We start from the raw sequence: 12661 nt of genomic DNA, 5'->3' as shown, positions 1-12661 counted from the left end.
TAAAGCTGACTTTTAATAAAAAATATTTAATGCCTATACTAAATGATAGTAATTAGGACAGTTGACAGGTTATGTCCTATATAGTGTTTCTAATGCAAATTTACTTATAGATTATATCTCTAGATATAGCTTTAGATCATTTTCCACACTATATTGGAGCTCAATAGGTGAGATTACCTTAACATGAGGTATCCAGAATCTAATTAGTGATTTAATCTGATCTTGATGTACTATACGACTTGAAATAATCAGGCTTCCATCATCATTTTTTTTCATAATTTGTTGCTCAGGAAAAAGCTGTCTTTGTTCGAAATGTTCAGCAGCTTGATATTGAACTGACAATACTATTTCTTTTTTTTCCTTGCCAAACCAAATACTCTCCTCATTTTCTAATTGTTTTATTATTTCTATATCAGATTCAAATGGATCTAAATGATGTTGTATTTGGCAATCTTTGCCAATTCTACTCAAGCGATACGCTCGTAGCCCTAACTGATCATTTCTTACCGCTGCTAAGTACCAACTACCGTGGTGATGTATAAGTTTATATGGCTGTACTGTACGTAACTTGCTGTTGTATTGAAAAGCTATATGTTTTCGACCTTGTATTGCTTCGCGAATTAATTTAAATAGCTCTGAAAAATGAGTTGTGTTTTCAAAAAAATAACCTTTTGCCGCATAAACTTCAGATGAACGGCTATCGAGTAATTCTCTTAGAAATGATAGATCCAAATTCGGATATAAACCCGTAATTCCAGAAAGCTGAGCAAAATTTTGGATATCTTGAGGGCTAATTTTACCAACATAGTTTGCTCCTAAATAAAACTTCTTTGTTTTTTCATCTATAACTAAAGGTAAACCTGCGATTGATAGCCTTTCTATATCTCGTTGTATAGTTTTTTTAGATACACTAAAATCTAAAGTCAATTCATAAGGGTCTAAATGCTCTCCTCTATTTAAACGGGTTATAATATTTGCAAGTCGCTCTGCTAAACGCTCATGAGCTTTTAAACTTTTTGACATCTTTTGAACTAAACACTTTTAAGTTTACTAATTTAATTATATTGTAGGATGTTATTCCCTTGATATACTACAAATAATTATAAATTTTATATTTTTCAATAGATAGTGAAGATAATTTATCAATATTTTACTTAGATCTTGCTATCCAATTTTCTTTTCTAAAATAACTATTCATAGTAAATAATTTATACCAAGTACAATTCAAAATCTTGGCAATATTTTTATAGAATTACGTGTATATTATATGACTAATTTATACGTTAATTCCAATATGACCAATACACTTTCTGAGCACAAACAAGTTGAAGTGGTAACTACTTTTGCTGAGCTTGTAAATACACAGTTTCAGGGGGATAAGAACGCTATTTGTTGGGTCAGAAATTTGGCAGGCGACTTTAAAGAAATTGTGGCAAAACTTCAGTTAAAAGAAAATATTACTGAAATTTCTATTGAAGATTTATTAGCACTGCCGCTTTCAGAACAAGGTGATTTGGCTCGAGACATTATTTTAAAGGACATACAGCTCTTAACTGATATGGGTGCATCACCTGTACTGAACTTACTTAAATATTATGAGCGTGATGATGAGCTAGATTTTATTTCAACAGATGTCTATTCATTTCACGTTGATCGCTCCCCTATTGAAACCGATACGTTCTTATGTACTTATCACGGTGCAGCTAGCGATATTGTGCCTAATGATCAAGTTGAACAAAAAGTTTTAATTCCAGAAATTAGAGAAAAGCTTAGAGCTTTACACGACGGGTCAGAAGCCGAATTTGAAAGCTTTTTAGCAGAGTATTTCTTTGATTTACATTATCAACCTAAATCCAATGCACAACCTATAAATTTAGGTACGGGACACTTGTGGCGTTTGGCGGTAGACCATCCCACTCAAAAGGTTTTACCGTGTGTGCATAGAGCACCTGTTGAAAATGACGGTGAATATCGGTTGCTACTTATCTGTTAATTTCCGACATGTTGCTAATTTTAAAGACTTAAATATCTGTTCTTTCATTATTAAATTGGCTTAAAGTCAATTTATATTAAAAAGGATTTCTAATTTCCCGTCGTTCAGTCCAATAATGAATAAAATAAATTTGAATATTTACTAAACCGAAAAAAATTAAAAATATTGAGCTAAAGTAGTTGACCCTCACGTAACGTAAGCCCCTAGCATAAAACACGCCTAAGGAAGAAGGAGCAAAAAGATGCTGTTAAAAGTTGGTGAATTGGCTAAGCAAACAGGACTTACTGTCCGTGCTCTTCATCACTATGACGATATCGGTTTACTTCAGCCTTCGGTCCGTTCTGATGCTGGTTATCGACTATATACCCGTAAAGACATTACCCGTTTGCATCAGATTCAAGCATTACGGGGACTGGGAATGTCGTTAGCCGAAATCCATACGGTTCTTGAAGACCCCAATCTTGCACTTCTACCAATTATTGATCAGCAGATTCAAGCAATAGATCAGAGATTGAACGAGCAAAAGAATTTGCGAAATCAACTCAGCAAATTGAAATCTCAAATTATAAGTGGTGAAGAGCTTGGATTGGAGGATTGGCTAAAAACACTGGAGCTTATAGCAATGTTTGAGAAATACTTTACAAAAGAAGAGCTTGAAAAACTTACTTTCTTACAAGCAGGTACTAAAAGTCATCAAGAGTGGCAAGAATTAACACTGGCAGCAAATGCATTATTTAATGCAGGTGAACCATTTAACAGTGAAGCAGCTCAAGATTTAGCACGAAAGTGGATGAAAACTCTTGAGCATAATACGAGGGCTAACCCAGAATGGCTTGTTAAATTAAATACCATAAATTCAGCCGAGCCTGAATTTCAGGAAAAATTAGGGGTAACACCCGAAGTTGTTGAGTTTTTACTTCAAGCGTTTTCTGAAAGTAAGCTGAGTATTTTTGCCCGTTATTTATCTGATGATGAGTTTAATTTTCTCAAAGAAAATTACATTCGTGAGATGAAAAAATGGCCTCAATTATTGGTCGATATTGAAAAATTGATTGATGCCGAGGTCAAACCAGATAGTGAAGGCGCGCAGCGTTTAGCAAAACAATGGCTTGCTATGTTACAAGGCTATGCTGGCAATAACCCAAGTACTCAAACAAAAATTCGTACTGCAATGCAAAATGAACCAAGCCTTGCTGACGGTACTTGGCTCAAACCAGTTACTCTACAATTTCTGGAAAAAGCCGTAGCAGCCTTAATGCGTAGTGCCTAGTTATAAGGAAAAGCTAAATCTTATTGACAAAAAAAAAGCCCTCTTTAGAGGGCTTTTTTATTTATTCTACAGAAATAATTACTGTGGAATAATGTTAGTAGCGCTAGGGCCTTTTTGACCTTGCACAACATTAAAAGTCACACGTTGACCTTCATGTAAAGTTTTGAAGCCAGAAGATGCGATTTCTTTGAAGTGAGCAAAAACGTCTGGACCTGAATCTTGTTGAATGAAACCGAAACCTTTAGTTTCGTTGAACCACTTAACTGTACCAGTAGCTGTGTTGTTAGACATGATATACATCCTATTGAATTTTAAGAACTTAAAGTCATGAGACATGACGGGTTTAACTTGGAAAAAATAACGAATTGAGCTTAAGATCTTAAAAACGGAGGATTATGAATAAAGCTTCGATACTAAAAGAGGATTTACTAAACTAATAAGTCTTTTTTCTAGTTAAGCTAATTATACACTAAAAAATCACTTATACAAACATTTTATATGAATTATTTATTACGGTTATTCTAAATATTTGTTTACATCTGTACAAATAATTACACATTATTATCTAAACATATAACATTTTATTTGTTATGTAGACTTTTAAAAAATGATATTTATAATCATTTGAAAGTTTGTTTTACACTCTCGGTATTTATTAATTACAATAACTTAGGCTATCTATCCGCCCTCCTCTATAAAATGCATTAATATTATTAGTATTTAGATCTATTCCATATCTTTTCATTTCACAAATATAGGACAACATAATTATCTTTTAAAACTCTATTAGAATAAATATAAATTACATTAAATTTAAAATAAAAAATTCTAGTTTTTAATATATTTTAACCAATTCGGTTAAAACTATGTTTAAAGCATATAGGCTCCTGCCAAATTTATTTAATTTAAACACTCCCTACTCTCACTGGACCATATAACTTTAAAAAACTGGATGTATTCATTAGACCATAGGCTTCGTAACCTATAGATGGCTTAAATCTAGCAATGAATCTATCACTACACTCTTTAAATTTTGAGGACTATTATGCGCCTACATTTTATTGTTCATGAAAATTTTGAAGCACCGGGTGCATATGAAATTTGGGGGCAAACTAATAACTTTGAAATGACATATTCAAGAGTGTATTTAAACGAACAATTACCCTCTACAGTTGAAAATATTGATTTTCTTATTGTGATGGGTGGTCCACAAAGTCCTGATACGACAGTTGAAATGTGCCCTCATTTTAATTCGCTCGCAGAACAAGCTGTCATAAAGAAAGCTATAGAGGCGAATAAAGTTGTGTTAGGTATATGTTTGGGTTCACAACTCATTGGTGAAGCTTTAGGTGGTCAATTTGAACATAGTCCTGAAAGAGAGATTGGTAAGTTTCCTATCATGCTGACTGAATATGGCGTTAAAGATTCTCTATTTTCACACTTAGGAAAAATGACAGAAGTTGGCCACTGGCACAATGACATGCCCGGGTTAACAAGCAATACCAAAATTATTGCTTTTAGTGCAGGTTGTCCGCGGCAAATCGTGGAATATTCGAAATTAGTCTATGGCTTGCAGTGTCATATGGAGCTAACGCCTGAAGTCGTTGAACTACTCATTCAACACTCAGCAACTGAACTCGACCAAGCCCCTGCTTATAAATTTGTTAATACCCGTGAGGAATTGAGAAATCATGACTATCAAGAAATGAACCAAAACTTGTTTATTTTCCTAGATAAATTAAAAGATGAGTATTTAAAACTTAACTAAATCACGGCAAAGCCCTTTTAATAGGGCTTTCTTTCATAAAATTAGATGATCTATAAAGTTTAAATTCCCTTTTGCACTGACAGTAAACGAACATAATTTCGCAGCAACAAAATCCCAAGTAATAGATGGTCGCACTGGTAGCCAAGGTCTAACAAAATAATAGCGTCTGTCACACATGAAACAGCTGACGTGCAGAAAGTTAGCTTTTAGGTTTTAAGACGGCTATATAACATTTTCAACACGCATTTGTTCTGCACACTGTAGGGCGTATTGCAAATCTTTTTGTAAATCGACCACAGATTCCAGCCCAATATTTAAGCGCACTAAATAGCCATCTTTAGGTAAATTGGTATGTGTTCGATAAGCTTGCCCAACAGGTAAAATCAAACTTTCAAACCCTCCCCAAGACAAACCAATATGAAATAATTGCAACGAATCAAAGAATTTTTGCACATATGAAGGTTCAGATTCTTTTAAGTAAAAAGCAAATACTCCAGATGAACCATCAAAATCTCTCAACCACAAATCATGATAAGGACTTGTTTCTAAAGCAGGATGAAGCACTTCTTTAATAGCCGGATGTGTTGCTAGAAATCGGGCAATAGTTAAAGCACTATCTTGATGCTGCTTTAACCTTACCGCCAAACTTCGCAAGCCACGTGATGCCAAATAAATATCGTCTGGGCTTGTGGTCTCACCAAACAAATGACCTGTTTTAGTGAGTTGTTGGTATGTTTCGGCATTTGCAGTAGCCACACCCATGAGTATGTCAGAATGGCCACCAATGTATTTGGTTACGGACTGAATAGAAATATCAGCACCGTGCTTTAATGGTTGAAAAAGTAATGGCGTTGCCCAAGAGTTATCGACTAATACTTTTGCGCCGTATTGATGACTAATTGCAGAAATCGCTGCAACATCACTCAATTCAAATGTCATTGAACCAGGTGACTCAATAAACACCGCAGTGGTACGATCATTAATTTTTTCGGTTAATGCTTCAAGATTGGTAGAGTCAAAATATTCAACACTTACCCCCATTTAGACCAATATATTGTCAGCAAAATTTCGTGTTGGACCATAGATATTATCGGCAATCAAGACATGACTATTTGCCTCTACACAAGCCATAAGTGCATGTGTACAAGCCGACAACCCAGATGGAAATACCATACTACCCGCACCGCCTTCAAGCGCACTGATTGCACTTTCAAAAGATTTAGCTGTTGCGGCGCCGAAACGGCCATAATGTCGATATACCCCACCATTTCGCTTAAATTCTTCCCACTCACTAAAGCTATTTACAACAATAGTAGAACCACGAAAAACAGGTGTGTTGACTAGACCATCAAAGCGCTCGGGTGTTCGTCCTAAATTAATGACATCTGTACTGAATTGATTCACTTTTATATTCCGAGAAACATATCAACTTTATTACCAATTCATGATAGTGAGGTTTCCATGGATATAAATTTTAATTTTTTCTACTTTTTATCTTTAAATTAGATTTATATTTCCTATTTTTACTTAAAATTAGAATTTAAATCCAATACTTATTTCTTAGGGTAAAATATTATTTTATAACGCTCTATGCATTGATCTACTTGTTGTTCGAACTAGCTCTTATGAAAGGTACTTCTCACACTATCCTTCATCTATGATTTGCTGGATACGCTTTTGGTAATTATTTAAAAAATCATGTGTCACACGGAAATGTTCCGTTTGTTCATACTGGATTTCACGAATCCCTGTGTCAGAAAATTGATAGATTTTAGCGTTAGGGTAAGCTAGTAAAATTGGGGAATGCGTTGCAATAATGAGTTGTGACTGGCTTTTGCATAATTCATGAATAGCCGACAAAGCTACAAATTGCATGGTAGGTGAAAGAGCAGCTTCAGGTTCATCTAATAAATAAAGCCCCTCACCTTGTAATTTATGAGTGAGCAACTTTAAAAAACTTTCACCATGAGAACAAGCATGGATATTGCCACCATAACTTTTTACATAGTTCAATTCATTCATATATGTGCCAATATTGTAATAACTCTCAGCTCTTAAAAAATAATAGTCTTTCGGCTTTTTAAAGCTTTTAATCATTCTTAAATACTGAAATAAATTTGATGAACTACTGGCTGAATTAAGCCGCACGTTTAGAGTGCCGCCTTCTTCGGAAAAGCCAAGTGCCAAAGCGATGGCTTCCATAATAGTCGACTTACCAGAACCATTTTCGCCAACAAAAAAAGTAACGTCTGGATGGAAGGTTAATTGTTCAATATCATTAACGGCTGGTATCGAAAATGGATAAATTGACCAGTCTGCCTGCATATTTGCTTTAATTTGTACCGAACGTAAATAAGGTTTAGCTTGTAGCATTTTGGCTGGTCCTTAATTTTTAATAGTATCTTCAGTTTTTATTAGAAAAAATTTAAAGGAAGTTCTGTCGTATATTTAATTTGCTCCATGGCAAAACTCGAACTCACATCTGCCAACCCTTTAATTTCAATTAATTTTTTATAAACTTTATCGTATTCAGCAACATCCGATACGGCGACTTTAAGTAAATAATCTGTTTCACCTGCCATTCTATATACTTCAATCACCTCATCTATGTTATAGATATGAGAGTGAAATTTCTCAATCCACTCAATATTGTGTTGTGCAGTTTTAATAAACACCATCACAATCACATTAATGTTGAGTTTTTTACGATCTAGCAAAGCGACTTTTGCACGAATAATACCTTTTTCTTCCATCTTATGTATTCTGCGCCAGCAAGCCGTATTGCTTAATCCCACTTTTTCAGCAATATCACCGATTGCCAATGTGCAGTCCTTCTGTAGAAGATCTAATATTACACGGTCATATTTATCTAAATTTAACTTCATACCTTCAAGCTTCTCTGCACAATGTATTTGCAATAAATCAAATCAATAAACAACATATTAAATTATTATTCTAATTTTAATAAAAAGATATTTGCCCTACATTTTAAACAATCACCTCATATTCGAAATGCATTTATTTCTAGTGTCCATCTAACAATCTATTTTTAAAGCTTGAAAGTTGAGATGAGCTTTTATTATTATCTTGTACATATTCGGTACAATAAAAGAGACAAGAAAAATGCCAAATCAATTTGATGCTGTTTCTATAACAAAAAAAGCGAATGTTCATTACGAGGGACACTCCATTAGTCATGTTATTGAACTTGAAGATGGTACAAAAAAGACTTTAGGGGTGATTCTTCCAACAGAAAAAGCTTTAACTTTTAAAACCCACGTTTCAGAACGCATTGAGATCATTTCAGGCAAATGTAGTATTCAAATTGGCGATGATCCGGAGACTAAAATCTATTCAAGTGGTGAATCTTTTAAGGTTCCAGAAAATAGTAAATTTAAAATTATTACAGATGAAGTGATTGATTACGTCTGTCATTTAGAATGAATCAACATTACAAAGTTATAGCTTTCATAGGATGTGTTTTTTCTATGAACCTTCCTATCTTTTTTTAAATTAGGCAAGATGAAGTTTAAATTTTCAGTACCTAAGCATTGTTACGATTATCTATAAGCTTCCACCACCATCAACATTGAGAACTTGACCAGTAATAAAACCTGCATGATCTGACAGTAAAAAGATAATCTAATTAAAAAGTTAAATTATTATTAATTTTTCCCACCCCTTTATTCACTCCAAACCATTGCAAATGAGTCTCATTTATATATACTTTACTCACTTTTTTTGAGTCTAGTCAGCACTCTTGTTTGTTCGCTTGAATAGTCGCTCTTTTTTAGCCTTTCACGATTTTTATATCACTTAGGTATACTTATGTTTGCTTTCTCCCCGCGTAAAAATTTAATTACTGTTGAAATTTTAAAACATAGTAGCCCCTTACTCTTATCCCTCATTCCAATGATGTCTTGGGCAGAAGCAACCGCAATTCAACCGGCACAACTAGAAACGATTAAGGTTCAGGCTGAAGCAGACACAAGTTATATCGCAACACAAACGGCGTCGACGCTAAGAGGCAAACAAAAAAATCTAGAAAGCCCGCAAACTGTAAACGTCGTATCTAAGCAATACATGAAAGATTATTTACCTGCGAACTTGGACAATGCACTGACCCAAGTCAGCGGCATTACACAGGGTAATACTTTAGGGGGTACACAAGACACCGTAATGAAACGCGGTTTTGGTGATAACCGTGACGGTTCAGTTACCGTAAATGGTATGCCAATTGTGCAAGGCCGAACCATGAATGCGGCCGTTGAACAAGTTGAAGTCTTAAAAGGTCCTTCTTCATTACTCTATGGCATTATGGACCCGGGTGGTGTGGTCAATGTCATTACAAAGAAACCTGAGACGACTCAGAAAACTGAACTTTCCGTTTACGGCTCAAGCTTTGCTGCGGGCAAAAATGGTTTAGGTGCAAGCATAGATACTACGGGTGCAATTGGTGACAGTAATTTTGCTTATCGCTTTATTGCCGATCATTCTGATGCGGACTACTGGCGTAATTTTGGTAATCTCAAACAGACTTTAATTGCTCCGTCTGTAGCATGGGATAATGGTCAAACTAAAGTGAACCTGAGTTATCAATATCGTCACTTTGATGTACCTTTTGACCGCTCTACCGTTTTTGACCCGAAAACCAATAAAGCCCTACCGATCTCTAAATACCAACGTCTAGATGAAGCTTTTAACCAAATGAAAGGTGAAGATCATTTGGCGCAATTGTTAGTTGACCATCAAATTAATGATAACTGGTCAGCTCACTTTGGTTATACCTACAACTACGAAACTTATGATGCCAACCAGTTACGTGTGACCAAGTTAGATACAACTAAACACACCGTGACACGCCGTACCGATGCGACTTTAAATGCACAAAGCGTAGATAGTAATGCTCAAGCTTATATTAATGGTTCAACCAACCTGTTCGGTTTAAAGCATGATATTCAATTCGGTTCAGACATCGAATATCGTAAGTATTTCCGTCCAGATATGGTTCGTAGTAAAACTACTTCCACAATAGATTATTTAAATCCAAGTTTTGGAACTGTCGAACCATCTCGTGAGATTAGCAAAGATGATAGTGATCAAACCGATAAACTGCATACCTATGGTTTTTATGTACAAGATGCAATTCACCTAAATGAAAAATGGATTGCAGTGCTTGGTGGACGTTACCTGAACTATCAGCAAACTGCTGGCCGTGGCAGACCATTTAAAGAAAATACCAACACCAATGATGATGCTTGGCTTCCACATGCAGGTTTAGTTTATAAATGGAATGACCAGCTTTCATTCTATGGTAGTTATACCGAGTCACTTAAGCCGTCTTCTTCTATTGCACCTTTGGGTGGCGATGCTGTTATTAACTCTGATGTTCAACCGGAACAAGCCAAGTCTTATGAAGTTGGTGCGAAATATGAGTTAAATGACCGTGTTAAAGCAAACTTTGCACTCTATGATATTAAAAAACGTAACGTTTTAGCTAAAGTGACTAACTCATCAACTGGTGAAGTTGAACTGCATACTACAGGTGCAGTACGTTCTAAAGGTGTTGAACTCGACCTAACAGGACGTGTAACCGATCAGCTTGATGCGACCCTTACCTATGCTTATACAGATGCGAAAGTAACTGAAGATGAAAGTGGCCTTGAGGGCAATCGCTTAAATAATGTAGCGAAAAATACTGCATCTTTGGCACTAGCGTATAACTATGGCGAACTTTACAACGGTAATTTACGTTTTGGTATAAGCGGTAATTATGTTGGTAAACGTGCTGGGGATTCGGAAAATACCTTTGACCTGCCCGACTATACCCTTGCCAATGCTTTTGTCAGTTATGACACGACCATTGCCAAGCAAGCAGTTACGTTCCAATTTAATTTAAATAATATCTTTGACAAAACCTACTACACAGCCAGTGTAAATAATTTGGCCGTGTCTCAAGGTGATTCTCGCCAAGCGGTATTACGTGCAACCTTTAAATTTTAAAACATGGGATTAGAGCAGTGCCTAAATCGCTGCTCTTTTGAAATCAATATGAAAAAGCTTCTTTCTATCGTAGTGTTGATTGGCACATTGTTTAGTTCTGCTGTTTATGCTCAAACGCGAATTGCCTTGATCTCTCAAGTTAAAGGTGCCTCGGCGAGTACAGATATTGCCATTCAAAAATACTTGCAAAGCAAGGGCTATCAAGTTGAGGTGTTAGATCAATCTGTTTCACCAAACAGTTTAAAGAACACAGATTTAGTCATTATCTCTTCTACTGTTGCTTCTAAAAACCTTCAATCTGGTTGGCGTCAACTTCCTCTTCCAATCATGACATGGGAAAACGACTACCTTGATGATTTGGCAATGACCGGTAAACGTATTAATACCGATTTTGGCGAAGTCGAGAAAGAACGTTATTTGTGGCTAGTCAATGCACCGCATCCCCTCTCTGCACAGCTTCCTGCTGGAACTCGCAATGTATATAAGGCTCAAGCGCCTATGAGTTGGGGCAAGCCCGGTTTAGGTGCCACCATTATTGAAACGATTTATGGACAACCTGAAAAAGTAGCCATTTGGGGATATGAGAAAGGTGCAACAATGGATTATGAATCTTTAGCGCCTGCAAAGCGTCTTATGTTCTTCCTTAACAATGACACCTTTACCAATCTATCTGACGATGGTTTAAAGCTGTTTGATGCCTCAATTCAATGGCTTACCCATAAATAAAACCATTTATGATGCAGCTCTCAAGGTTTTTATAACACTTTGGCGAGCTGCAATTAATAAACAACATTTACGCGCACCCAATCCTCATACTTTGTAGCCTGAACATTGGTACTTGATGTAATTACCCCATGTATAGGAATATTTTCTTTCATTCCCGTTGCAAAACCTGAGTGTATTTTACTTCCTGCCCCACCCCAAATTTGGGTATGACCAGCATCCTGATACAACACATATGCCACAGAAGCCGTGCTTGCAGCAGACTTAAGCTCAAAGTTATTGTCTGAGGTGACGGCGACTTGATACGGTGTATTTTTGCTGCATTGGACAGAGACATCGGTTCTTGTGGCTGAAACTGGCTGCGCACGTACAACTGTACCAAAATCTAGATTTCCTTGGGTTGAAACTTCGCAAGTGTCTACAATGGTTAAACTCACCTTTAATGAAGTAGATGCATTTCCAGCATGTGCGCTATTTATTATCAGCATTCCCATAAGGGAAAATAAGGCGTACTTAATGACTTTCATTTCTTCTCCTTATCTTTTTTTGTTCTATTTTCTACTCATCTTTATATTGTCATTTTTCTGTTTTACTAAAGAAACAGTTTCAGGGTCTTTTAGTTATAAAGCTTAATATTGCCTACTGTCAATCGATAATAATCACATGATTTTCATATTAAACTTATAATTTGTGATGAATTAAACGTAATTTATTTAGTTTAAAAAGTAGTTAATATTTTTTATTTCTATTAATTGTCTACACCAATCTATCTAATGATGAATTGAAAATTTTAGATGTCTCAGTTCAATAGCTAATTAACAAATAAGACCTTTTGTACAGCTCTACCTGTTTTCATTCAATGTATCGTGTTGAGGCGCACAAGAAACATTTCATTCACGACAAA

The 12661-nt window shown here is 35.6% G+C and carries 11 protein-coding genes and 1 pseudogene; 6 read left to right on the top strand and 6 right to left on the bottom strand.

Annotated features, from left to right (window positions below):
- Window positions 1-111: 111 nt before the first annotated feature.
- Window positions 112-1023, bottom strand: a complete 912-nt coding sequence (locus tag HMPREF0014_RS09405; RefSeq protein WP_004887908.1) for a WYL domain-containing protein — start codon at window positions 1021-1023, stop codon at window positions 112-114.
- A 271-nt stretch (window positions 1024-1294) separates the two neighbouring features.
- Between HMPREF0014_RS09405 and HMPREF0014_RS09400 the strand changes: the two genes are divergently transcribed.
- Window positions 1295-1993: a DUF1826 domain-containing protein gene (locus HMPREF0014_RS09400; RefSeq protein ID WP_004887909.1), complete on the top strand. Its 699-nt coding sequence runs from the start codon at window positions 1295-1297 to the stop codon at window positions 1991-1993.
- 241 nt (window positions 1994-2234) lie between these two features.
- Complete coding sequence (locus HMPREF0014_RS09395; protein ID WP_004887910.1) at window positions 2235-3263, top strand: MerR family transcriptional regulator; 1029 nt, start codon at window positions 2235-2237, stop codon at window positions 3261-3263.
- 78 nt (window positions 3264-3341) lie between these two features.
- Here HMPREF0014_RS09395 and HMPREF0014_RS09390 read toward each other — a convergent pair whose 3' ends face one another.
- Window positions 3342-3554, bottom strand: coding sequence for a cold-shock protein (locus HMPREF0014_RS09390; protein WP_002054492.1), 213 nt, complete (start codon window positions 3552-3554; stop codon window positions 3342-3344).
- 754 nt (window positions 3555-4308) lie between these two features.
- Here HMPREF0014_RS09390 and HMPREF0014_RS09385 point away from each other — a divergent pair.
- On the top strand, window positions 4309-5031 hold the full coding sequence (locus tag HMPREF0014_RS09385) for a GMP synthase (RefSeq protein ID WP_004887911.1): 723 nt from the start codon (window positions 4309-4311) through the stop codon (window positions 5029-5031).
- A gap of 222 nt (window positions 5032-5253) precedes the next feature.
- Here HMPREF0014_RS09385 and metC read toward each other — a convergent pair.
- The 3 genes and pseudogenes from metC to HMPREF0014_RS09370 form a co-directional block, all read right to left on the bottom strand.
- A pseudogene (metC, locus tag HMPREF0014_RS09380) lies at window positions 5254-6435 on the bottom strand (cystathionine beta-lyase).
- Between the two features lie 240 nt (window positions 6436-6675).
- The gene (locus HMPREF0014_RS09375; protein WP_006580617.1) at window positions 6676-7404 is read right to left on the bottom strand and encodes an AAA family ATPase; all 729 of its coding nucleotides are present in this window, start codon (window positions 7402-7404) and stop codon (window positions 6676-6678) included.
- Window positions 7405-7445: 41 nt separating this feature from the next.
- A complete protein-coding gene (locus tag HMPREF0014_RS09370; protein WP_004887916.1) occupies window positions 7446-7916 on the bottom strand; it encodes an Lrp/AsnC family transcriptional regulator in 471 nt (156 codons plus the stop codon).
- Window positions 7917-8154: 238 nt separating this feature from the next.
- Here HMPREF0014_RS09370 and HMPREF0014_RS09365 point away from each other — a divergent pair, with 238 nt between their 5' ends.
- From HMPREF0014_RS09365 to HMPREF0014_RS09355, 3 genes are all read left to right on the top strand, one after another.
- Window positions 8155-8475, top strand: a complete 321-nt coding sequence (locus HMPREF0014_RS09365; protein ID WP_004887918.1) for a pyrimidine/purine nucleoside phosphorylase — start codon at window positions 8155-8157, stop codon at window positions 8473-8475.
- A 384-nt stretch (window positions 8476-8859) separates the two neighbouring features.
- The gene (locus tag HMPREF0014_RS09360; RefSeq protein ID WP_004887919.1) at window positions 8860-11034 is read left to right on the top strand and encodes a TonB-dependent siderophore receptor; all 2175 of its coding nucleotides are present in this window, start codon (window positions 8860-8862) and stop codon (window positions 11032-11034) included.
- A 48-nt stretch (window positions 11035-11082) separates the two neighbouring features.
- On the top strand, window positions 11083-11760 hold the full coding sequence (locus tag HMPREF0014_RS09355) for a hypothetical protein (protein ID WP_009498856.1): 678 nt from the start codon (window positions 11083-11085) through the stop codon (window positions 11758-11760).
- A 53-nt stretch (window positions 11761-11813) separates the two neighbouring features.
- Here the strand turns inward: HMPREF0014_RS09355 and HMPREF0014_RS09350 are convergent, their stop codons facing one another.
- Window positions 11814-12284, bottom strand: a complete 471-nt coding sequence (locus HMPREF0014_RS09350; protein ID WP_004887922.1) for a spore coat U domain-containing protein — start codon at window positions 12282-12284, stop codon at window positions 11814-11816.
- Window positions 12285-12661 lie beyond the last annotated feature (377 nt).

The organism is Acinetobacter sp. RUH 2624 (genome assembly GCF_000162375.2).
GTDB classification, from domain to species: domain Bacteria; phylum Pseudomonadota; class Gammaproteobacteria; order Pseudomonadales; family Moraxellaceae; genus Acinetobacter; species Acinetobacter nosocomialis.
This window is presented reverse-complemented; position numbering and strand designations above follow the sequence as displayed.